This is a genomic window from Salipiger bermudensis (genome assembly GCF_019801965.1).
In the GTDB taxonomy this organism is placed as follows: Bacteria; Pseudomonadota; Alphaproteobacteria; order Rhodobacterales; family Rhodobacteraceae; genus Salipiger; species Salipiger bermudensis_A.
On record NZ_JAHVIA010000003.1, the window covers coordinates 514,222 to 534,804 of the forward strand.

Sequence of the window (20,583 nt, forward strand, 5' to 3'; positions counted from 1 at the left end):
CCCTGAATTTGATCAAATGTTGCACCCGTTGGCAACATGAGAGATGTTTCCACGGCCCAACATGGCGTGCAAGATGGCTTTGAGGGCGCTTTGGTCAAGCAGGAGGCAGATGGTGAATATGCGGGCAGACAGCGCAGGGCTTCCGACTCACGAGGTGGTCTATCGCCGCCTGCGGGACATGATCCTCTTCGGCGAGCTTGCGCCCGGCCAGCCGGTGACGATTCAGGGGCTGGTCGAGCGGCTCGAGGTCGGCATGACGCCGGTGCGCGAGGCGTTGCGGCGGCTGATCGCCGAGGGTGCGCTGGTGTTCCAAGGCAATCGGCGGATCACCGTGCCGGTGCTCGACGCGGCGGCGGTGGAGGAGCTGACGCTGGCCCGGGTGGCGCTGGAGCCGCAGCTGGCGCGGCGCGCGGCGCTGCGCTGCGACGCCGAGGGCGTGGTGCGCCTGCGTGCCACCGACGCGCGGCTCGACGCCGCGATCGGGAAGGGCGACGTGACAGGCTATCTCGTGGAGAATCACCAGTTCCACACCGAGCTGAACGAGATCGCAGGCGCTCCGATTCTCACCGATCTGGTCGAGGGGCTGTGGCTGCGCTTCGGCCCGTCGCTGCGGGTGGTCTGCGGCCAGTTTGGCACGCGCAACCTGCCCGACCTGCACAAGGCGATCCTCGACGCGCTCGACGCCGGTGATGCCGAGGCGGCGGCGCGGGCAATGGAGCAGGACGTGCGGCAGGGGATGGAGCAGATCTCGGCCGCGCTGGAGGGCTAGGGCGCGGCGCGGCCTCGGACATGAGGAGCGGGACATGCCCAGGGCGTGCCTGCGCCATGACCGATGCGGGGCGCCCCGTGCCGCGGCTTGCTCCAGAGCCGACTTGGTGCACGGCCCTTGGTCGATCCACGTGCCACAGCCCCCTGAGAGCCGCGATTCGATTGACAGTAAATAATTTGATCATATTCTGCAGCGAAACCCGGAATCTTCAGGAGACGCGGCCATGACGCTCATTTCCACCAACACCCCCACCGCCGAGCTTCAGGCGCTGGATGCCGCTCACCACATGCACCCGTTCACCACCGGTGCGGACCTTGCTCGCAAGGGCGCGCGGGTCATCACCCGCGCCGAGGGCTGCTGGCTCACCGACAGCGAGGGCGAGCGCATCCTCGACGGCATGGCGGGCCTGTGGTGCGTGAACGTCGGCTATGGCCGCAAGGAACTGGCCGCCGCCGCGGCGCGTCAGATGGAAGAGCTGCCCTATTACAACACCTTCTTCCAGACCACGCATGTGCCGGCGATCCAGCTCTCGGCACGGCTGGCGGAGCTGGCGCCGGGCGACCTGAACAACGTGTTCTATGCCTCCTCCGGCTCCGAGGCGAACGACACCAACATCCGCCTCGTGCGCACCTACTGGGAAGAGAAGGGCCAGCCCGAGCGCAAGGTCATCATCTCGCGCTGGAACGCCTATCACGGCTCGTCGGTCGGCTCGGGCAGCCTCGGCGGCATGAAGGGCATGCACGCGCAGGGCGGCATGCCGATCCCCGACATCCACCACATCGACCAGCCCAACTGGTGGGCCGAGGGCGGCGACATGACGCCGGAGGAGTTCGGCCTCGAGCGCGCCCGCCAGCTCGAGCAGGCCATCGAGGAAATCGGCCCCGAGAAGGTTGCGGCCTTCATCGCCGAGCCGGTGCAGGGCGCCGGTGGCGTGATCATCCCGCCGGAGACCTACTGGCCCGAGATCCAGCGCATCGTCGACAAATACGGCATCATCCTGATCGCCGACGAGGTGATCTGCGGCTTCGGCCGGACCGGCAACTGGTTCGGCTCCGAAACCATGGGCATCAAGCCACACATCATGACCATCGCCAAGGGCCTGTCCTCGGGCTACCAGCCGATCGGCGGCTCGATCGTCAACGACGAGATCGCCGGCGTCATCGGCAAGACCGAGTTCAACCACGGCTACACCTATTCCGGCCACCCGGTGGCCGCCGCCGTGGCACTGGAAAACCTGCGCATCCTCGACGAGGAAGGCGTCGTCACCCGCGTCCGCGAGGAGACCGGCCCTTATCTCAAGCAGAAATTCGAGGCGCTGGCCGGTCACCCGCTGGTGGGCGAGGCCAAGATCGCGGGCTTCATGGGCTCGATCGCGCTGACCCCGGACAAGGCCAGCCGCGCGCCCTTCGCCGCCGATGCGGGCACCGTGGGTTATATCTGCCGCGAGCGCTGCTTCGCCAACAACCTCGTCATGCGCCATGTCGGCGACCGCATGATCATCTCGCCGCCGCTGGTGCTGTCGAAGGACGAGATCGACACGCTGATCGAGCGTGCCACCCGCTCGCTCGACGAATGCCACGCTGAGCTGAAAAAGCAGGGGCTGATGGTCGCGGGCACGCGCTGAGCCATCTGCGGGTGCGGCCCCGCGCGCAAAAACAAGAGCCCGGCCCCGATGATCCGGGGCCGGGCTTTTTGCTGTTCAGAACAGTCTCGTCGCGCCTGCAGGAGGCGATCTTCCGGGAGCGGCTGAGGCTCAGCTGACCTTGTGCGGGGCGCCGGTGGCCATGTTGGTGCCGATATAGGGCTTCTTGGCGCCCTTCCAAGCGCCGAAGCCGCCTTCCATGTGGGCGACCTTGGCGAAGCCCGCCTCGATCGTCGCACGGGCGACCTTCTCGGAGCGCACCCCCGAGCCGCAATGAAACACGATGCGCTTCTCGGTCTGGCCGGGGAGCTTCTCGGCCTTGAAGAAGGCCAGCGGCATCAGCAGCGCGCCCTCGATATGCTCGAACATGTATTCCTGCGGCGTGCGCACGTCGATCAGCACGATCTCATTCTTGTCAAACGCCGCCTGGACCTCGTCCACGGTCCAGGTCTCTAGGATGCTGTCGCCGACCTGTTCGGATTTCATGAGCTTTCTCCCCTCGAAAGGATGTCCGGGTTTCATTCGATACCCGAGATGTATCCGTGCGATGACGACGGGCAAGAAAAAACACCGCACCGGGCCGCCCCAGCCGGGGCGCAATTGCGCGCGGGGCGGGCAGTCCGCACGGGCGGCGCTGTCGTCAGGTCGCGTCCTTGAAGACCGCCGAAACCGGGCGGAACCACAGGCTGGCGAAGCTTTCTCCGTAGAGCTTGGCGATGGTCTCGTAGGTGAAACGGTTCACGGGCATGGCGTTTTTCCTTGGTCTGGTCGCGGTTTCTACCGGGTCTGGGGCGCCGATGCCTTGGCTGTGGGCCGAGCGGCGCTGTCGGTGAGTGCGCAACGAAATGCAAAAGGTTCGGCGCTGAGAGTAATAATATGTCTCAAACTCGCCAATTAGGACTTTGGTTCCATGTGCCGGCGAAACCCGGTAGGCCTCTGCTTTCCCCCGTTTCAGAATCGCGGTGCGCCTGCTAGGTTTGGTAGAATGAACAGCTTCAGCCCCAATATGCGCCCGGTCATCCGACAGCTCGACGACTCCGCGATCAACCGGATCGCGGCTGGCGAGGTCGTCGAACGGCCCGCCTCGGCGGTCAAGGAACTGGTCGAGAATGCCATCGACGCCGGCGCCCGCCGGGTCAACATCGAGCTTGCCGACGGCGGCAAGACGCTGATCCGGGTGACCGACGACGGCTGCGGCATGAGCGCCGACGAGCTGCCGCTGGCACTGTCGCGCCACGCCACCTCGAAGATCGATGGCTCGGACCTGCTCAACATCCACAGCTTCGGCTTCCGCGGCGAGGCGCTGCCCTCGCTGGGCGCGGTGGGGCGGCTGACCATCCAGAGCCGCGCCAGCGGCGAGGAGGCCGCCGAGATCGCCGTGGCTGGCGGCCAGATGGCGGCGGTGAAGCCCTGCGCGCTCAACGGGGGCACCGTGGTCACCCTGCGTGACCTGTTCTACGCCACCCCCGCCCGGCTCAAGTTCCTGCGCTCCGATCGGGCCGAGATGCAGGCGATCTCCGAGGTCATCAAGCGGCTTGCCATGGCCGAGCCCTCGGTCGGCTTCACCCTGCGCGATGTCAGCGACGGCAAGGACCGCACCACCTTCCGCGCCGATCCCTGCTCGGGTGATCTCTTCGACGCGCTGCGCGGGCGGCTGGCACAGGTCATGGGGGCGGAGTTCACCGACAACGCGCTCAACATCGACGCCGAGCGCGAGGGCTTCCGGCTCACCGGGCTGGCGGCGCTGCCGACCTATTCGCGCGGCTCCTCGGTGGCGCAGCATCTCTTCGTCAACGGACGCCCGGTGCAGGACCGGCTGCTGCTCGGCGCGCTGCGCGGCGCCTATGCCGATTTCCTCAGCCGCGAGCGGCACCCGGCGGTGGCGCTGTTCGTCGATTGCGATCCGCACAAGGTCGACGTCAACGTGCATCCGGCGAAATCCGAGGTGCGCTTCCGCGAGCCGGGGTTGGTGCGCGGGCTGATCGTCTCGGCGCTGCGCCACGCGCTGGCCGAGGCCGGGCACCGCGCCTCGACCACCGTGGCCGGGGCGACGCTGGGCGCGATGCGGCCCGAGCCCTCGGGCACACCGCGGGTCTACCAGATGGACCGCCCCTCGCAGGGGGCGCTCGGCGCCGCCTACCGGGCGCAGGCGCCGATGACGCCCGTCGAGCCCTACCAGCCCTACGCAGCGCCCGCGCCGCGCCCCGCCGAGATCGGCTTCGCCGAGTTCGCCGGCAGCTTTTCGGGCCGGGTCGATCCGGTCGAGGAGGGCCCGCAAGGGGCCGATGAGACGCTGCCGCTCGGGGCCGCGCGCGGGCAGGTGCATGAGAATTACATCATCGCCCAGACCGGCGACGGCATCGTCATCGTCGATCAGCATGCCGCCCATGAGCGGCTGGTCTATGAGAAGCTCAAGCACCAGATGGCAGAGCGTGGCGTTGCCGCGCAGGCGCTGCTGATCCCCGAGATCGTCGAGCTTTCCGCCGACGATCTCTCGCGGCTGCTGAGCATCGCCGACGACCTGTCGCGCATGGGCCTGACCATCGAGGCCTTCGGCGGCAGCGCCGTCGCGGTGCGCGAGACCCCGGCGATCCTCGGCGAGGTCAACGCCAAGGCGCTGCTGACCGACATTCTCGACGAGATCGCCGATTTCGGCTCCAGCCAGCTGGTGCAGGAGAAGATCGAGGCCATCCTCAGCCGCGTCGCCTGCCACGGCTCGATCCGCTCGGGTCGCCGCATGCGCGCCGAGGAGATGAACGCGCTGCTGCGCGAGATGGAGGCGACGCCGCATTCCGGCCAGTGCAACCATGGCCGCCCGACCTATGTCGAGCTGAAGCTCTCGGATATCGAGCGGCTTTTCGGGCGCACATGAGCGATCCGCTGACCCTGATGCTCGAGGATCCGCGCCTCTGGGCCGCCGCGGCGCTTGGCGTGCTGCTGCTGGTCATGGTTGTGGTGATCCGCGCCGCCAACCGTGCCGCGCGGCTGGCGCATCCGCTGGCGCAGCTCGGTCAGAGGGTGCAGGCGCTGGGCGAAGGGCAGGAACGGCTCGCCGGCGGGCTGCACCATGTCACCGAGGCGCAGCTGCAGAGCCAGACCGCCATGCTCGAGCTGGTCGAGCGCCGGCTGGCGGAGGTGCAGGGGCAGATGTCCGAAAGCCTGCACGGCACCGCGCGGCGCACCGCCCACAGCCTTGGCGAGCTGCAGGAGCGGCTCAAGGTCATCGACCGGGCGCAGGACAACATCACCCGGCTGTCGGGCGACGTGCTGTCGCTGCAGGACATCCTCTCCAACAAGCAGACCCGCGGCGCCTTTGGCGAGATCCAGCTCAACGACATCGTCTCGAAGGCGCTCCCCGCCGACAGCTACACGCTGCAGGCCACGCTCTCGAACGGCCGCCGCGCCGACTGCCTGATCCACATGCCCGAGCCGCCGGGCCCGATCGTCATCGACGCCAAGTTCCCGCTCGAATCCTACGAGCAGCTGCAGCGCGCCGAGAAGGGCGAGAGCCGCACCCGCGCCGCGCAGGCCTTCCGCCTCGCGGTGCGCAAGCACCTGCGCGACATCGCCGGGCGCTACATCCTCGAGGGCGAGACGGCCGACTCGGCGCTGATGTTCCTGCCCTCGGAGGCGGTCTATGCCGAGCTGCACGCGCATTTCCCGGAGGTGGTGCGAGAGGGCTTCAACCTGCGGGTCTGGATCGTCTCGCCGACCACCTGCATGGCAACGCTCAACACCCTGCGCGCGGTGCTCAAGGATGCCCGCATGCGCGAGCAGGCCGGTGCGATCCGGCGCGAGCTGGCGCTGCTCAATGCCGATGTCGAGCGGCTCGGCACGCGGGTCGAGAATCTCGACCGGCATTTCTCGCAGGCGGCGCGCGACGTGGCGGATATCCGCATCAGCGCCGACAAGGCGGGCCAGCGGGCGCGGCGGCTCGACAATTTCGATTTCGAGGACGGGCGCGACAAGAAGATCGTGCCAATGCCGAGCAACTCCTGAGCCGGCTCTCTTCCCTCGGGCAATATTATTGCTTATCTGCCTCTCGACAGTCTTTGCCAGATGCGCGCGCCTCTCGTAAGCTTGCGCAGGATCAAGGACGGGGACGGGGCTTTGCCCCAGTCTCTTTAGCCAGAGAAAGGAGACAGGGAAGATGGAAGAGATCAGTGTCAGGAAAGTCGCCCATGTCATCCTGCTGGCCCGCGAGATGGATCGTGGCGAAGGCGAGCTGCGCGGCGTCATCGAGCAGATGACCGAGGAAGAACAGGCCGCGCTGGTCGCGGTCATGTGGATCGGTCGCGATGCCTTCGACGCCGACGAGTGGGGCGAGGCCTATGCCACGGCGATGGCCGAGGCCACCACGCCGACCGCCAACTACCTGATCGGCACGCCGCATCTGGCCGATCACCTCGAGGCCGGGCTCGAAGCGCTGGGTTACGATGCCCAGGACGAGGAAGACGAGCTGATGCGCCGCGGCGCCTGAGCCCGCCCGCGTCTGCCCCGCCGCCGATGCATCGCACTCGGCACGGCCCGTCGCGCCGAGCCCGCGCTGGCCCGTCGGGCGCAGCGGAGCGTCGGGTCAATGCACCCGGCGCGGCTCAGCGCAGCGAGCGCCCCTTGACGATGGCCTCGTTGCCGAAGCGCGCGCGGATCGCATCCGTCGCGCGCTCTGCCCCCGCCCGCTTCTCGGCCTGCGGATCGAGCAGGTCGCCCAGCCGGTCGGCCTGATCCGCCGGAACAAGCTCCGAGATCCCGGTGCCCAAGAGCCGGTAGGACACGCCGCTGCCCAGCTGGTCGAACATGCCGCGCGCGGTGCGGTAGATCCGGTCGGCCATCTGCGTGGCATCTCCAAGCGCGTGGCGCCGGGTGATCAGCTTGAAATCGGCCCGCTTCACCTTCAGCACCACCACGCGCCCCGCCAGACCCTTGGCCTTGGCGCGGTCGGCGACCTTCTCGCTCATGCGCCAGAGATGGCCGTCGAGGATGTCGGGATCCTTGGTGTTCTCGTGGAAGGTGGTCTCGTTCGAGATCGACTTCACAGGCGCGTTGCGGGTGACCCGGCGGTGATCCTCGCCGCGGGCCAGGTGCCAGAGCCGCTCGCCCACGCTGCCGAAGCGCACCATCAGCCCCTCGCGATCCCAGCGCAACAGGTCTTCGAATGTGCGGATGCCCGAGCGCTCGAGCGCGTCCTGCCCGGCCTGACCCACACCCCAGATCATCCGCACCGGCCGTGGCCTCAGGAAATCCTGCGTCTCGGCCTTGCCGATGACCGAGAAGCCGTGCGGTTTGTCGAGATCCGAGGCGATCTTGGCAAGGAACTTGTTGTGGCTGAGCCCGACCGAGCCGGTGACGCCGAGCTCGTCCTTCATCCGCTTCACCAGCCGCGCCAGCATGACGGCCGGCGGCGCGCCGTGCAGGCGCTCGGTGCCGGTCAGGTCGAGAAACGCCTCGTCGAGCGACAGCGGCTCGATCGCCGGGGTCAGCTCTTCCATGAAGCCGCGGATCTGCCGCGAGACCTCGGCATAGAGCGCCATGCGCGGCTTCAGCACCACCGCATCGGGGCAGAGCTCGAGCGCCTTGAACATCGGCATGGCCGAGCGCACGCCGCGGATGCGCGCCACGTAGCAGGCGGTCGAGACCACGCCGCGCTTGCCGCCGCCGATGATCACCGGCTTGTCGGCAAGCTCGGGATTCTCGCGTTTCTCGACGCTGGCATAGAAGGCATCGCAATCCATGTGGGCGATCGAGAGGCTGCGCAGCTCGTCATGGCGCACGACCCTCGGCCGCCCGCAGGCGGGGCAGCGCGGGCCGGTCTCGAATTCGGTGAGGCAATCACGACAAAGCGCGGGCATGGGTGGTCATTCGCAGCCGAGTGGTTATCTGGGGACTATAGGATGTAACCAGAGCGGGGGCCATCGCGTGAGCTTTTCAGGTGCGAAACTGATGCTGTTCCTCGGCGAGGAGCTGCTGGTGATCCGGCGCGATGAAAAGCCCGAGATCCCGTGGCCGGGCTATCTCGATTTTCCGGGCGGCGGGCGCGAGGGCGACGAGACGCCCGAGGAATGCGCCCTGCGCGAAACCTTCGAGGAGGTCGGGCTCAGCCTGTCGCAGGAACAGATCGTCTGGACCCGTCAACATGGCCCGAGCTGGTTCTTCGCCGCGCACCTGCCGGCGGAGCGGGTGTCTGACGTGCGCTTCGGCGACGAGGGCCATGACTGGTGGATGATGCCGCCGGAGGAATACGTTGCCCGGGACGATGGCATCCCGCATTTCCGCGAGCTGCTGAACGCCTATCTCACCGAGCGGAGCTGAGGGCGGCTCAGGCCGCGCGGCCACCGATCCGGCGCAGCCAGTCCACCGCGCCGTGCAGCGGGGTCTTGGGCTCGGGCGCCGGGCGCGGCCGCTCGGAAAGGCGCGGCTTCAGCCGGGCACGCAGCCGGTTCGGCCTGTCCGGCGCGGTCAGCGCATCGGAAATCAACGCCCGCTCCACCTCTTCGGGGTCGGCGTCCAGCGGCGCGGCGTAGGAACTGGCGACGCGGATGCGGCCTTCGTCGGTATGGAAGGTCACTAGCGCCTGATAGCATTCATCGGCGGCATTATAGGTCAGATTGCCGATCTGAGCTTGGCTCTGTGTCATCGGAGTGTCTCCTGCCTGTTACGGCAATGAAACGCGATCCCCCGGTCGCGGTTCCCGAAAGGGCTTCCACCCCTACCGGTTGCGCGCCATAGTGCGCAGGCATTTTGTGAGGTCGGAACACATGACCGTAGAAGATTTTCTCCTCGATTTCCTGCTCGGCGGCAACCTCGTGGTGCTGCTGCTCGCGGGCTTCATCATCCTGTGCATCCTGCTGGGCGTGCGCATCGTCCCGCAGTCGGAAAAGCACGTGGTCGAGCGCTTCGGGCGCCTGCGCGCCGTGCTCGGGCCGGGCATCAACTTCATCGTGCCGTTCCTCGATCGGGTGCGCCACAAGGTGTCGATCCTCGAGCGCCAGCTGCCCAACGCCAGCCAGGACGCCATCACGGCGGATAACGTTCTTGTGCAGGTCGAGACCTCGGTCTTCTACCGCATCCTCGAGCCGGAAAAGACCGTTTACCGCATCCGCGACGTTGATGCCGCCATCGCCACCACGGTGGCGGGCATCGTTCGGGCGGAGATCGGCAAGATGGAGCTCGACGAGGTGCAATCGAACCGCGCGGCGCTGATCTCAACTATCAAGGGAAATGTCGAGGACGCGGTCGACAACTGGGGCATCGAGGTGACCCGGGCCGAGATCCTCGATGTGAACCTCGATCAGGCCACCCGCGACGCGATGCTGCAGCAGCTCAACGCCGAGCGTGCGCGCCGGGCGCAGGTGACAGAGGCCGAGGGCAAGAAGCGCGCCGTCGAGCTGTCGGCGGATGCCGAGCTCTACGCCGCCGAACAGGTTGCCAAGGCGCGGCGCATCGCCGCCGAGGCCGAGGCCTATGCCACGCAGGTGGTGGCGCAGGCGATCGCCGAGCACGGGCTGTCGGCGGCGCAATACCAGGTGGCTCTGAAGCAGGTCGAGGCGCTGACCGCGCTGGGGCAGGGCGAGGGCAAGCAGACCATCGTGCTGCCGGCGGATGCGGTCGACGTCTTTCGCGATGCCTTCAGCCTGCTGAAGGGCCGCGGCACATGATCTATCTCTGGTGGGTCTGGATGGCGGCGGCGGTGCTGCTTCTCGTGCTCGAGGTGCTGGCGCCGGGCTTCATCTTCCTGGGCTTCGCCATCGGCGCCGCGGTGGTCGGCGTCTGGCTGCTGGCAGGCTACGCGCTGGCCTGGGTGTGGCTGTTGCTGATCTTCGCGGTGGTCTCGCTGATCGCGTGGCTGGTGCTGCGGCAGTTGGTTGGCGTGCGCAAGGGCCAGATCAAGCTCTGGGATCGCGATATCAACGAAGACTGACGCGCGCCGGGTCGGGCGCGCCTGTTTCTCAGAGCGCGGACAGCTCGTGCTGGATCGCCAGCGCCGCGTCGCGCGGGCTGTCGGCGCGCCAGACCGGGCGGCCGACGACGATGTGATCGGCCCCGGCCGAGATCGCGTTGCCGGGGGTCGCGATGCGCTTCTGGTCATCATCCGCGGCACCCGCGGGGCGGACGCCCGGGGTCACGATCAGACGGCCTTCGGACTGCGGCAGCGCGCGGATCGCTGCGGCTTCGTTCGGCGAGGCGATGACGCCATCGGCCCCGGCCTCGAAGGCGCGGGCGGCGCGTTCGACCACCATCTCGGCAATATCGCCGCTGCGCATCATGCCGTCATCGAGATCGCCGCGGTCGAGCGAGGTCAGGATGGTGACGGCGAGGATCTTGGTGTCCTTGCCCGACGCACCCTCCTTGGCGGCGCGCACAACGTGCGGATCGCCGTGCACGGTGAGGAAATCGAGATCGAACTGCGCCAGCCCGCGCACCGCGTTCTCGACGGTCTGGCCGATGTCGAACAGCTTCATGTCGAGGAAGATGCGCTTGCCGTGCTCCTGCTTGAGCTCGTTGGCTAGCGCCAGCCCGCCACCGGTCAGCATGCCGAGGCCGATCTTGTAGAACGACACCGCATCGCCGATGCGGTCGGTCAGTTGCAGCGCCTGCAGCGCGTTCGGCACGTCGAGGGCGACGATCAGGCGGTCATCGGCGCGGTGATCTGACATGGGGGGCCTCCATTTTCCGGGTCGGCCCCTCTTGCGGCGCGCTTGGCCCTGCGTCAAGGCCGCGGCTCGGGCAGAGGCGGGGCTTTCGCCGAAAACAGGCTCCGGGACGGCCCTTGGAGCGCTCTTAGTCGGGCCGCACTCCGAGGCGCATCCGCGCCACCGTCTCGCCATCGAACCACAGCTCCTCGCGGCCGTCGCGATACTCCGGCAGGCGCAGCACCGTCGCGACCGCGCGGCGCAGCAGCCGCCGCTCGAGGGCGCGCTTCCACGGCGATACGCGGGGCGGCGCGACCAGCGCCACCTCGATCCGCCCGTTCTCCGCGACCAGCGAGACGCTGCCCCGTTTCAGCCCCTCGGGCTCGGACCCGTCGAACCCGTCGAACGAGATTTCCCTGATATGCATGGCTCAGCCTCCAGTCTCGTGGCCAGCCTTGGCAGAAAACCATGACGATTCCGTTGCAGCTCTCGGATCGCCCGCATTTTTGTGATCACGGATCTTGAAGCCATCGCTATGGGCGACCATTTTCTTATCGAGGCCCGATCCTGCCGCGTGCCGCCCAGCCGGGCGCGGCGAAATCCCAACGGGCGCTTATTGGAAGGAGAGACACCATGAACTTGGAGAAGTTCACGGAGCGGTCGCGTGGGTTCATTCAGGCCGCACAGACCATTGCCATGCGCGAAAGCCACCAGCGCCTCGCGCCCGAGCATCTGCTGAAAGCGCTGATGGATGACGAGCAGGGGCTCGCGTCCAATCTCATCACCCGCGCCGGCGGCCAACCGGCCCGTGTGGTCGAGACGCTCGAGCAGAAATTCGCGAAGATCCCGAAGGTCGGCGGCGATGCCGGCCAGGTCTATCTCGACCCGGCCACCGGCAAGGTGCTCGACGAGGCCGAGAAGATCGCCAAGAAGGCCGGCGACAGCTTTGTCCCGGTCGAGCGCATCCTGATGGCGCTGGGCATCGAGAAATCCGGCGCCAAGGAGGCGCTGGAGGCCGGTGGCGTGACGCCGCAGAAGCTCAACGAGGCGATCAACGACATCCGCAAGGGCCGCACCGCCGACAGCGCCAATGCCGAAGAGGGCTATGACGCGCTGAAGAAATACGCCCGCGATCTCACCGAGGCCGCCGAGCAGGGCAAGATTGACCCGATCATCGGCCGCGATGACGAGATCCGCAGATCGATGCAGGTGCTGTCGCGCCGCACCAAGAACAACCCGGTGCTGATCGGCGAACCCGGCGTCGGCAAGACCGCCATCGCCGAGGGGCTGGCGCTGCGCATCGTCAATGGCGACGTGCCCGAGAGCCTGCGCAACAAGCGGCTGATGGCGCTCGACATGGGCGCGCTGATCGCCGGTGCGAAGTATCGCGGCGAGTTCGAGGAGCGTCTGAAGGCGATCCTGAAGGAGATCGAGAGCGCCGCCGGCGAGATCATCCTGTTCATCGACGAGATGCACACGTTGGTGGGCGCCGGCAAGGCCGATGGCGCGATGGACGCCTCGAACCTGCTCAAGCCGGCGCTGGCGCGCGGCGAGCTGCACTGCGTCGGCGCGACCACGCTCGACGAGTATCGCAAGCATGTCGAGAAGGATCCGGCGCTGGCCCGGCGCTTCCAGCCTGTGCTGGTGCAGGAGCCGACTGTCGAGGACACGATCTCGATCCTGCGCGGCATCAAGGAGAAGTACGAGCTGCACCATGGCGTGCGGATCTCGGACTCGGCGCTGGTGGCGGCGGCGACGCTGTCGCATCGCTACATCACCGACCGCTTCCTGCCCGACAAGGCCATCGACCTGATGGACGAGGCCGCCTCGCGGCTGCGCATGGAAGTCGACAGCAAGCCCGAAGAGCTCGACCAGCTCGACCGCAACATCCTGCAGATGCAGATCGAGGTCGAGGCACTCAAGCTCGAGGACGATGCCGCCTCCAAGGACCGTCTCGAGACGCTCGAGCGCGAGCTGGCCGATCTCGAGGAGCGCTCCGCCGAGATGACGGCGCAATGGCAGGCCGAGCGTGACAAGCTGGCCTCGGCCCGCGACGTCAAGGAGCAGCTCGACCGGCTGCGCGCCGATCTCGAGATCGCCAAGCGCGAGGGCAACTTCGCCAAGGCGGGCGAGCTGCAATACGGCCGCATCCCGGAGCTGGAGAAGAAGCTCACCGAGGCCGAGGAAGCCGAGGGCGACATCATGGTCGAAGAGGCCGTGCGCCCGGAGCAGATCGCCGAGGTGGTGGAGCGCTGGACCGGCATCCCGACCTCGAAGATGCTCGAGGGTGAGCGCGAGAAGCTGCTGCGCATGGAAGACGGGCTGCACAAGCGGGTCGTCGGCCAGAACCAGGCGGTGCGCGCGGTCGCCAACGCGGTGCGCCGGGCCCGGGCCGGGCTCAACGACGAGAACCGTCCGCTTGGCTCGTTCCTGTTCTTGGGGCCGACCGGCGTCGGCAAGACCGAGCTCACCAAGGCGGTGGCCGAGTTCCTGTTCGACGACGACAACGCCATGGTGCGGATCGACATGTCGGAGTTCATGGAGAAACACTCCGTGGCCCGTCTGATCGGCGCGCCTCCGGGCTATGTCGGCTATGACGAGGGCGGTGTGCTGACCGAGGCCGTGCGCCGGCGCCCCTATCAGGTGGTGCTGTTCGACGAGGTCGAGAAGGCGCATCCCGACGTGTTCAATGTGCTGCTGCAGGTGCTCGATGACGGCGTGCTGACCGATGGTCAGGGCCGCACCGTGGACTTCAAGCAGACGCTGATCGTGCTGACCTCGAACCTCGGCTCGCAGGCGCTGTCGCAACTGCCCGAGGGGGCCGACAGCGCGCAGGCCAAGCGCGACGTGATGGACGCGGTGCGGGCGCATTTCCGCCCCGAGTTCCTCAACCGGCTCGACGAGACGATCATCTTCGACCGGCTCAAGCGCGAGGACATGGACGGCATCGTGGAGATCCAGATGGCGCGGCTGCTCAAGCGGCTGGCCAACCGGAAGATCACGCTGCAGCTCGACGAGGGCGCCAAGAAGTGGATGGCCGAGGAAGGCTACGATCCGGTCTTCGGGGCGCGCCCGCTCAAGCGGGTGATCCAGCGCGCGCTGCAGGATCCGCTGGCCGAGCTGATCCTCGGCGGCGAGATCCACGACGGCGATCTGGTGCCGGTGACTGCCGGCAGTGACGGGTTGCTGATCGGCGAGCGCGTCGGTGCCTCGAGCCGGCCGCGGCCGGACGATGCCGTGGTGCACTGATCCACGTGCAAGAATGGGAAAGGCCCGCCGCTTGGCGGGCCTTTTTCATTGGGGCGTTTGGTGGTTTGGCTATCCAGCGCGTTTTGGAGTCTGGGGTTCGAGCGTTGCCCCGCGCGGAATCAAGCCCGAAGGGCGCCTCTCACACATCGCGTTTCGCGATGTGTTGACGGCAGGCGTTTGCAAGCAAACGCCGAGAGGCGCGCCATCGTCATGCTGAAAGCATGCCTCCGGCATGACCCGCCCCCCGGGCTGGCGATCTGGCCGAGCTGGGTGATGCGTGTCGAGGTCCCTCGGACTTGGCTGGGATAAATCGAGATGTTCAGAGCGTCTGATCGTCACCCCGCGGGCCGGCGATGGCGCGGCTCTTCTTTCCGACCAGTCGACTTGGTGGCCACTAGGGCCGCCCAATCTCGCGCGCTCAATGACGCGGCGCTCTACTTCGAGCTTGGCGCAACTCTGCGACGGCCCAGCCGCTCACTCCATCCCGATCGCCGCCCGTGCCAGCCCGTCGAGCAGATCGTGGATCACCTGCATCTCGCCCTCGGGAAAGCCGCGGAAGCCGATGGTGGTGGTTTCGGGCGCATCATGGCGGACCGCCACGAAGATGTCGTAGGGGCAGAACATGATGTTCATCGGGTCCGCCTCCATCACCTGCCGCGACAGCTGCGCCGAGCAGAAGCTGTAGACATCCGCCTGATCGAAAAGCACCACCTCCGAGCCGACATCGGCGCGGGTGCGCTCGAGCATCTCGCCCACGTGGCTGACGTGGTCGACCACCAGCCCGGCATCGATGATCGCGTTTTCGAGCCCGAAGATCACGTCGTCGAAGCTCTGGTCGGTGTCATAGGAAACGACATCGGCAGAAACGACACCGGCCGCCAGTGCCGGCGCGGTGCTCAACAAGAGCGCAGCAATCCATTTCATGGTTTCTCTCCTCCCTTACGGTTGCCGTCTCCGACAAGCGTTGTCACTGTATGAACAGGACTCGCAGGGTATGCGGGGGGACGCTGTTATGCAAACCAATGAATACGTGAGGATGTGACCATGGGTGCGGCAATGTATGCGCTTCAGGTGCTGGCACTGGTCTTTGTCGCCGTGGTGGGAATCGGCGTCTTCGTGGCGCTGGCGCTCTACGTCATCGACTCGGTCCAGTCGAACGATGCGATCCGGCGCAACTACCCGGTGATCGGGCGCTTCCGCGGGCTGTTCACCAAGCTGGGCGAGTTCTTCCGGCAGTATTTCTTCGCCATGGACCGCGAGGAGATGCCGTTCAACCGCGCGCAGCGCGACTGGGTCTACCACGCCACCAAGGGCAAGGATAACACTGTGGCCTTCGGCTCGACCCGCAACCTCAACATTCCCGGCACGCCGATCTTCGTCAACGCGGTGTTCCCGCCGCTTGACGACCAGTTCGCCACGACCGACCCGATGGTGATCGGCCCGCATGCCCGGGTGCCCTATCTGGCCAAGTCGATCTACAACATCTCGGGCATGAGCTATGGCGCGATCTCGAAGCCGGCGGTCGAGGCGCTGAGCAAGGGCGCCTGCGAGGCGGGGATTTGGCTCAACACCGGCGAGGGCGGGCTCTCGCCCTATCACGAGGCAGCGCCCTGCGATCTGGTGTTCCAGATCGGCACCGCCAAGTTCGGCCTGCGCGACGAGCACGGCCGCATCGACGACGACAAGCTGCGCGCCGTGGCCGCCAATCCGCAGGTCAAGATGTTCGAGCTGAAGCTGGCGCAGGGCGCCAAGCCTGGCAAGGGCGGCATTCTTCCGGGCGAGAAGGTCAACGAGGAGGTCGCGGCGATCCGCGGGCTGAAGGTGGGTCAGGCGGGGATCTCGCCCAACCGCCACCCGGAGATCGACGATTTCGACGACCTGCTCGACATGATCGGCCACATCCGCGAGGTCTCGGGAAAGCCAGTGGGTTTCAAGACGGTGATCGGCTCGTCGGACGCCTGGGAGGATCTCTTCAGGCTGATCAATGAACGCGGCAGCGAGAGTGCGCCGGACTTCATCTGCATCGATGGCGGCGAGGGCGGCACCGGCGCCGCGCCGATGCCGCTGATCGACCTCGTCGGCATGCCGATCCGCGAGGCGCTGCCGCGCATTGTCGATCTGCGCGACCGCTATGGGCTGAAGGACCGGATCCGCATCATCGCCTCCGGCAAGCTGGTGAACCCCGCCGATGTCGCCTGGGCGATCTGCCTTGGCGCGGATTTCGTCACCTCGGCGCGGGGCTTCATGTTCTCGCTCGGCTGCATCCAGGCGCTGAAGTGCAACCGCAACACCTGCCCCACGGGCATCACCACCCATGACCCGCATCTTCAGCAGGGGCTGGTGGTGCAGAACAAGTACAAGAAGGTCGCCAACTACGCCAAGGGCGTGATCAAGGAGGTCGAGACCATCGCGCACTCGGTGGGCGTCTCGGAGCCGCGCCAGATGCGGCGGCGGCACGTGCGCATCGTGCAGGCCGATGGCAGCTCGATCCCGTTCAACAAGATCCGTCCGAGCTACCAGCCGGAAACCGCGCCGAGCCAGACAGGCGTCTGAGCCGGACGCGGCGTCGGTGGCCCCGCCGGGGAGCGCGGCGGAGCCCCAGGATCAGGCGTGGATCATCCGGCCGGCTTTCATCTCGGCATAGACGTCGCGCTTGCCCTTGGCCTTGCTGCCCTTCGCGCGGGTCTCCTCGAGCTCCTTGTTGAGCCGGGCGATCTTGGCTTCGCGGCCGAACAGTGCCTCGAGGAAGATCTGCTTCACCACGCCGACATGCTTCTTGTTCTTGAGGTTGAGCTTCTTCGCCGCCTCGATCGCGGCCTTGTTCGGGTCCGGGTAGCCGGTGATACGCTTGCAGTGAAAATCGGCAAAGGCCTTGCTGCCGAAGAAGCCGGGCACGGCCTTGCCGTCGAGCAGCTTGCGGCAATGCTGCTCCATGAAGTCGATCACCTTCTTGTAGTCGGGATTGTCCCATTCCTCGTTGCTGGAGGCGTGATCGGCGATCTGCTGCATCTTCGGCGACATCTTGATCTTGTGGCTGGCGTTCTTGGCAAAGAACATGTCGTAGCGCACCCAGGGGCGGGCATCGGCGGTGACGTATTTGAAATAGGCGTCGTATTCCTTGTTGCCGCGCAGGTAGGCAGAGAAGGCGCGCACCAGTTCGGTATCGCGTTCGATCCCGGCGATGGTGGTCGGGTAGGTCAAAAGGCCAACGGTCTTCGGCATTGGGGCTTCCTTTCATGAGCGGCCAGGTTCCGGGCCGGTGGGAGATGACGGAGCGCGGTTGCGGGCGCCGTATGCGCTTTGGCCGCGGTGGTGTGCCGGGTAAGTGCGCGCTGGCGCGGAAAAGGTTCATCGCGCGGCACGGGGATTGCGCCGGGCCAATGTTTCAGCGCCCGAACGGGAACGTGAGACGCTTTGCTTTGGCAGATGTGCATGGCTCGCTTACCTTTTCGGAAAGCAAACGCAGGAGGTTCCGCATGGCTGGCCGCTACAAGAGTCCGCTGACCGCATCCGACGTCACCCCCGAGCACGTCTGGCTCAACCGCCGCCAGCTGATGGCCGGGGCCGCGGGGCTCGGTCTGGCGGGCCTCGCTGGCAGGGCAGGCGCGGCGCCGGGCGATCTCGAGCCCAATGAGTGGGAAGAAATCACCAGCTACAACAATTACTACGAGTTCGGCACCGGCAAGGAGGATCCCGCCCGCCATGCCGAGCAGCTGACCATCGCGCCCTGGACGGTGCGGATCGACGGCATGGTCGACAGGCCCGGCGATTACGCCTTCGAGGATATCATGTCCCAGATGACCATCGAGGAGCGCATCTACCGCTTCCGCTGTGTCGAGGCCTGGTCGATGGTGGTGCCGTGGAACGGGTTCGAGCTGGCCGATCTCCTGGCGCTGGCCGGCGTGCAGTCAGAGGCGAAATATGTCGCCTTCGAGACCGTGCTTCGCCCCAACGAGATGCCCGGCACCGCCTACAAGGTGCTCGACTGGCCCTATGTCGAGGGGCTGCGGCTCGACGAGGCGATGCACCCGCTCACCATCATGGCCACCGGCATCTACGGCCGCGACATCCCGAAACAGAACGGCGCGCCGCTGCGTCTGGTGGTGCCGTGGAAATACGGCTTCAAATCGATCAAGTCGGTGGTGCGCATCACCCTGACCGACAGCGAGCCGCCGACCTCTTGGAACAAGGCCAACGCGCGCGAGTACGGCTTCTATTCCAACGTGAACCCCGAGGTGAGCCATCCGCGCTGGTCCCAGGCGACGGAGCGCGAGATCGGCGGCGGGCTGTTCTCGCCCCGCAAGCCCACGCTGATGTTCAACGGCTACGCCGACGAGGTGGCCTCGCTCTACGAGGGCATGGACCTTACTGCGAACTTCTGAGGCCCGGCCCCGGCTCAGAGCCCCATGCGGTAGCGCAGGCTCTGGTCATGGTTCGGCGCCACAAGCGCGTTCTGCGCGGCGATCGCCTTCATCTCCGTGATGAAGCGCTCACGCTCGCTCAGGTATTTGGGGATGTAGAGATGCGGCTGATCGGCAAAGCTCAGTACCAGCGCAGGCCGCTTCGGGTGCATCTCGATTCCGGTCAGGCCCGAGAGCTGTCGGGTCTGGGCGCGCGGGTCGATGCCGTAGCTGCGGATCTCGCGCCGGTCATAGGCGACGCGCTGCACGAAGAGCAGCATGGCGGTTGCGTAGGTCAGCACCGCGCCGATCCCCAGCTTGAAGAGCAGCGCCCCTTCCGGCAGCGCCCAGCCCAGCGAGTCCGTCAGCGGCGTGAGGTCGACATATATAAGCATCAGCGCCGCGAGGATCGGCCCGCCAATGCGCAGCCCCCAGGGAGGGCGCAGTACGGTGTGGAAATCCTCTGTCGTCGCGCGCGAGGGAAAGGCGGCGGACAGTACCGAGAGCCCGACATCCTCGAGGCTGTCATCCTGGGCGAAGATCGAGGTCTTGCCCTTGGACCTTTTCCAGATCCCGAAGGCGATGGTCAGCAGCACCGAGGCGCCAAGGCCGCAAATGGTCAGAAGAAACGTGTCATCAATCATGTGGTCGATCCTCAATTGATCCGTACCCGCGATCGCAGGGGAATATGGACCGAGTGGCGCGGAATTCGGGTAAGTTGAAGTCAATGGGAAGGAGTGGCTGCACCATGCTGGTGGACCGGATCAACAAAGGGGCGCGCCGTGTGCCGAGCTGGCTTGTCTACCTGCTGCTGGCGCTGCCCGCGCCGTGGCTCTTCTATAGCGGGGCGACCGGCGGTCTCGGCGTCGAGCCGATCAAGGCGCTCGAGCACGAGCTGGGCGAGCTGGCGCTGCAATTGCTGATCGCGGGGCTCTGCATCACGCCGCTGCGCCGCCACGCCGGGGTGAACCTGCTGAAGTTCCGCCGCGCCGTCGGGCTGATGGCCTTCTTCTACGTGGCGCTGCATCTGCTGGTCTGGCTATTGCTCGACATCCAGGATCCGGCCCGGATCTGGGCCGACATTCTCAAGCGCCCCTATATTACCGTGGGCATGGCGGGCTTTTTGCTGCTGCTGCCTCTCGCGCTGACCTCGACCAACGGGGCGATCCGTCGTCTGGGCAAGCGCTGGCGCCAGCTTCACCGGCTGGTCTACGCGGCAGCGCTGCTTGGCGGGCTGCACTTCGTGATGCTGGCGAAGGGCTTCCAGGTCGAGCCGCTCCTCTATCTAGGAGCGACGGCGGTGCTGGTCGCGCTCCGGCTTCCGGCCCTGCAGCGCCGCGTGGCGCTTCGCGGCTGAGGTTTCGCCGACTCGTTTGAACGGCCCCGACTCGTCCGAGTCGGGGCCGTTTGCGATTCAGGGGCGGTGACTCGGGGAAGTTCGAGGCTGAATCGACCGGATTCTGCAGCGATCTGTGGATAGGTCTGTGGGTAGCTGCCTCCCCGGCCCGAACAGACGACTCGGGGGTTGTGTCTTGCCCTTGGGTCAGGGCGGTTTTGGGTGGTTGTCTTTCAGAAAATCGTGCTTCTAAGTTATTGTATTTATTATATTTTGCTAGTGATTTTGGAAAATCATGACGTTTTCCTAAAAAAGGGGTTGCGGGTGTTGGGAGGTATCCGTAAAAGCCCCTTCACCGGCGGCGCTGAGGCGCACGACGGGGCGCCAGACGGGGCGGCGGCGAGGCGGAGACGCGGAGCTGACGCAGACGAGGCGGAGAGAAATTCGAGAGGTTGACGGGCGGGCGCGCCGAACAAGTTAGGGCGCACTGGTCTGGTTTTTGTCTCTCACGCTGTTTGACATCGCTAATATCTGAAGAGATATGTGGGCGACCTTGG

At 66.5% G+C, this 20,583-nt stretch carries 20 protein-coding genes; 12 read left to right on the forward strand and 8 right to left on the reverse strand.

Annotated features, from left to right (window positions below; genetic code table 11):
* The first annotated feature begins 109 nt into the window (after positions 1-109).
* Both KUV62_RS09415 and KUV62_RS09420 read left to right on the forward strand, forming a co-directional pair.
* Positions 110-769: a GntR family transcriptional regulator gene (locus tag KUV62_RS09415; protein WP_222603420.1), complete on the forward strand. Its 660-nt coding sequence runs from the start codon at positions 110-112 to the stop codon at positions 767-769.
* 223 nt (positions 770-992) lie between these two features.
* Positions 993-2,393 carry an aspartate aminotransferase family protein gene (locus KUV62_RS09420; RefSeq protein WP_222603421.1) on the forward strand — a complete coding sequence of 467 codons (1,401 nt, stop codon included), beginning with the start codon at positions 993-995 and terminating at the stop codon, positions 2,391-2,393.
* A gap of 129 nt (positions 2,394-2,522) precedes the next feature.
* On the opposite strand, the gene KUV62_RS09425 is transcribed toward KUV62_RS09420, so the two are convergent.
* The gene (locus KUV62_RS09425) at positions 2,523-2,897 is read right to left on the reverse strand and encodes a rhodanese-like domain-containing protein (RefSeq protein ID WP_222603422.1); all 375 of its coding nucleotides are present in this window, start codon (positions 2,895-2,897) and stop codon (positions 2,523-2,525) included.
* 499 nt (positions 2,898-3,396) lie between these two features.
* On the opposite strand from KUV62_RS09425, the gene mutL reads away from it, so the two are divergent.
* The 3 genes from mutL (at position 3,397) to KUV62_RS09440 (ending at position 6,891) form a co-directional block, all read left to right on the forward strand.
* The gene (gene mutL, locus KUV62_RS09430) at positions 3,397-5,283 is read left to right on the forward strand and encodes a DNA mismatch repair endonuclease MutL (RefSeq protein WP_222603423.1); all 1,887 of its coding nucleotides are present in this window, start codon (positions 3,397-3,399) and stop codon (positions 5,281-5,283) included.
* A complete protein-coding gene (locus KUV62_RS09435) occupies positions 5,280-6,410 on the forward strand; it encodes a DNA recombination protein RmuC (RefSeq protein WP_222603424.1) in 1,131 nt (376 codons plus the stop codon). The genes mutL and KUV62_RS09435 overlap by 4 nt, the downstream gene beginning before the upstream one ends.
* A 151-nt stretch (positions 6,411-6,561) precedes the next feature.
* Entirely contained in the window at positions 6,562-6,891 is a 330-nt protein-coding gene (locus KUV62_RS09440) for a DUF3775 domain-containing protein (RefSeq protein WP_222603425.1), read from the forward strand.
* Positions 6,892-7,006: 115 nt separating this feature from the next.
* On the opposite strand, the gene KUV62_RS09445 is transcribed toward KUV62_RS09440, so the two are convergent.
* On the reverse strand, positions 7,007-8,260 hold the full coding sequence (locus KUV62_RS09445; RefSeq protein ID WP_222603426.1) for a DNA polymerase IV: 1,254 nt from the start codon (positions 8,258-8,260) through the stop codon (positions 7,007-7,009).
* A gap of 67 nt (positions 8,261-8,327) precedes the next feature.
* Between KUV62_RS09445 and KUV62_RS09450 the strand changes: the two genes are divergently transcribed.
* A complete protein-coding gene (locus KUV62_RS09450; protein ID WP_315901573.1) occupies positions 8,328-8,720 on the forward strand; it encodes an NUDIX hydrolase in 393 nt (130 codons plus the stop codon).
* A gap of 7 nt (positions 8,721-8,727) precedes the next feature.
* Here KUV62_RS09450 and KUV62_RS09455 read toward each other — a convergent pair whose 3' ends face one another.
* Positions 8,728-9,045, reverse strand: coding sequence for a hypothetical protein (locus KUV62_RS09455; RefSeq protein WP_222603427.1), 318 nt, complete (start codon positions 9,043-9,045; stop codon positions 8,728-8,730).
* A gap of 121 nt (positions 9,046-9,166) precedes the next feature.
* Between KUV62_RS09455 and KUV62_RS09460 the strand changes: the two genes are divergently transcribed.
* Complete coding sequence (locus KUV62_RS09460) at positions 9,167-10,066, forward strand: SPFH domain-containing protein (protein WP_222603428.1); 900 nt, start codon at positions 9,167-9,169, stop codon at positions 10,064-10,066.
* Entirely contained in the window at positions 10,063-10,329 is a 267-nt protein-coding gene (locus KUV62_RS09465; protein ID WP_222603429.1) for an NfeD family protein, read from the forward strand. Before KUV62_RS09460 ends, KUV62_RS09465 begins: the two co-directional genes overlap by 4 nt.
* Positions 10,330-10,357: 28 nt before the next feature.
* On the opposite strand, the gene pyrF is transcribed toward KUV62_RS09465, so the two are convergent.
* On the reverse strand, positions 10,358-11,065 hold the full coding sequence (pyrF, locus tag KUV62_RS09470; RefSeq protein WP_222603430.1) for an orotidine-5'-phosphate decarboxylase: 708 nt from the start codon (positions 11,063-11,065) through the stop codon (positions 10,358-10,360).
* A gap of 124 nt (positions 11,066-11,189) precedes the next feature.
* Positions 11,190-11,468 carry a hypothetical protein gene (locus tag KUV62_RS09475; RefSeq protein ID WP_222603431.1) on the reverse strand — a complete coding sequence of 93 codons (279 nt, stop codon included), beginning with the start codon at positions 11,466-11,468 and terminating at the stop codon, positions 11,190-11,192.
* Positions 11,469-11,674: 206 nt separating this feature from the next.
* Between KUV62_RS09475 and clpB the strand changes: the two genes are divergently transcribed.
* A complete protein-coding gene (gene clpB / locus KUV62_RS09480; RefSeq protein WP_222603432.1) occupies positions 11,675-14,290 on the forward strand; it encodes an ATP-dependent chaperone ClpB in 2,616 nt (871 codons plus the stop codon).
* Positions 14,291-14,764: 474 nt separating this feature from the next.
* Here the strand turns inward: clpB and KUV62_RS09485 are convergent, their stop codons facing one another.
* Positions 14,765-15,214 carry a DUF302 domain-containing protein gene (locus KUV62_RS09485; RefSeq protein WP_222603433.1) on the reverse strand — a complete coding sequence of 150 codons (450 nt, stop codon included), beginning with the start codon at positions 15,212-15,214 and terminating at the stop codon, positions 14,765-14,767.
* A gap of 120 nt (positions 15,215-15,334) precedes the next feature.
* On the opposite strand from KUV62_RS09485, the gene KUV62_RS09490 reads away from it, so the two are divergent.
* On the forward strand, positions 15,335-16,843 hold the full coding sequence (locus tag KUV62_RS09490) for an FMN-binding glutamate synthase family protein (RefSeq protein WP_222603434.1): 1,509 nt from the start codon (positions 15,335-15,337) through the stop codon (positions 16,841-16,843).
* A gap of 51 nt (positions 16,844-16,894) precedes the next feature.
* On the opposite strand, the gene KUV62_RS09495 is transcribed toward KUV62_RS09490, so the two are convergent.
* Positions 16,895-17,512: a hypothetical protein gene (locus KUV62_RS09495; protein WP_222603435.1), complete on the reverse strand. Its 618-nt coding sequence runs from the start codon at positions 17,510-17,512 to the stop codon at positions 16,895-16,897.
* A gap of 254 nt (positions 17,513-17,766) precedes the next feature.
* Here KUV62_RS09495 and msrP point away from each other — a divergent pair, with 254 nt between their 5' ends.
* Positions 17,767-18,672 (forward strand): protein-methionine-sulfoxide reductase catalytic subunit MsrP, encoded by a 906-nt coding sequence (gene msrP, locus KUV62_RS09500; protein WP_222603436.1) that lies wholly within the window; start codon positions 17,767-17,769, stop codon positions 18,670-18,672.
* A 14-nt stretch (positions 18,673-18,686) separates the two neighbouring features.
* Here the strand turns inward: msrP and KUV62_RS09505 are convergent, their stop codons facing one another.
* Positions 18,687-19,334: a hypothetical protein gene (locus tag KUV62_RS09505; RefSeq protein WP_222603437.1), complete on the reverse strand. Its 648-nt coding sequence runs from the start codon at positions 19,332-19,334 to the stop codon at positions 18,687-18,689.
* A gap of 104 nt (positions 19,335-19,438) precedes the next feature.
* Between KUV62_RS09505 and msrQ the strand changes: the two genes are divergently transcribed.
* Positions 19,439-20,047 carry a protein-methionine-sulfoxide reductase heme-binding subunit MsrQ gene (gene msrQ / locus KUV62_RS09510; RefSeq protein WP_222603438.1) on the forward strand — a complete coding sequence of 203 codons (609 nt, stop codon included), beginning with the start codon at positions 19,439-19,441 and terminating at the stop codon, positions 20,045-20,047.
* Positions 20,048-20,583: the final 536 nt, after the last annotated feature.

Coding starts and splice junctions, on each gene's coding strand:
- KUV62_RS09460 (WP_222603428.1), top strand. CDS start 9,167: ATGACCGTAGAAGATTTTCTCCTCGATTTCCTGCTCGGCGGCAACCTC.
- KUV62_RS09475 (WP_222603431.1), bottom strand. CDS start 11,468: ATGCATATCAGGGAAATCTCGTTCGACGGGTTCGACGGGTCCGAGCCC.
- KUV62_RS09505 (WP_222603437.1), bottom strand. CDS start 19,334: ATGATTGATGACACGTTTCTTCTGACCATTTGCGGCCTTGGCGCCTCG.
- KUV62_RS09485 (WP_222603433.1), bottom strand. CDS start 15,214: ATGAAATGGATTGCTGCGCTCTTGTTGAGCACCGCGCCGGCACTGGCG.
- pyrF (WP_222603430.1), bottom strand. CDS start 11,065: ATGTCAGATCACCGCGCCGATGACCGCCTGATCGTCGCCCTCGACGTG.
- clpB (WP_222603432.1), top strand. CDS start 11,675: ATGAACTTGGAGAAGTTCACGGAGCGGTCGCGTGGGTTCATTCAGGCC.
- KUV62_RS09490 (WP_222603434.1), top strand. CDS start 15,335: ATGGGTGCGGCAATGTATGCGCTTCAGGTGCTGGCACTGGTCTTTGTC.
- KUV62_RS09455 (WP_222603427.1), bottom strand. CDS start 9,045: ATGACACAGAGCCAAGCTCAGATCGGCAATCTGACCTATAATGCCGCC.
- mutL (WP_222603423.1), top strand. CDS start 3,397: ATGAACAGCTTCAGCCCCAATATGCGCCCGGTCATCCGACAGCTCGAC.
- KUV62_RS09425 (WP_222603422.1), bottom strand. CDS start 2,897: ATGAAATCCGAACAGGTCGGCGACAGCATCCTAGAGACCTGGACCGTG.
- KUV62_RS09445 (WP_222603426.1), bottom strand. CDS start 8,260: ATGCCCGCGCTTTGTCGTGATTGCCTCACCGAATTCGAGACCGGCCCG.
- KUV62_RS09435 (WP_222603424.1), top strand. CDS start 5,280: ATGAGCGATCCGCTGACCCTGATGCTCGAGGATCCGCGCCTCTGGGCC.
- KUV62_RS09495 (WP_222603435.1), bottom strand. CDS start 17,512: ATGCCGAAGACCGTTGGCCTTTTGACCTACCCGACCACCATCGCCGGG.
- KUV62_RS09420 (WP_222603421.1), top strand. CDS start 993: ATGACGCTCATTTCCACCAACACCCCCACCGCCGAGCTTCAGGCGCTG.
- KUV62_RS09465 (WP_222603429.1), top strand. CDS start 10,063: ATGATCTATCTCTGGTGGGTCTGGATGGCGGCGGCGGTGCTGCTTCTC.
- KUV62_RS09440 (WP_222603425.1), top strand. CDS start 6,562: ATGGAAGAGATCAGTGTCAGGAAAGTCGCCCATGTCATCCTGCTGGCC.
- msrP (WP_222603436.1), top strand. CDS start 17,767: ATGGCTGGCCGCTACAAGAGTCCGCTGACCGCATCCGACGTCACCCCC.
- msrQ (WP_222603438.1), top strand. CDS start 19,439: ATGCTGGTGGACCGGATCAACAAAGGGGCGCGCCGTGTGCCGAGCTGG.
- KUV62_RS09415 (WP_222603420.1), top strand. CDS start 110: ATGGTGAATATGCGGGCAGACAGCGCAGGGCTTCCGACTCACGAGGTG.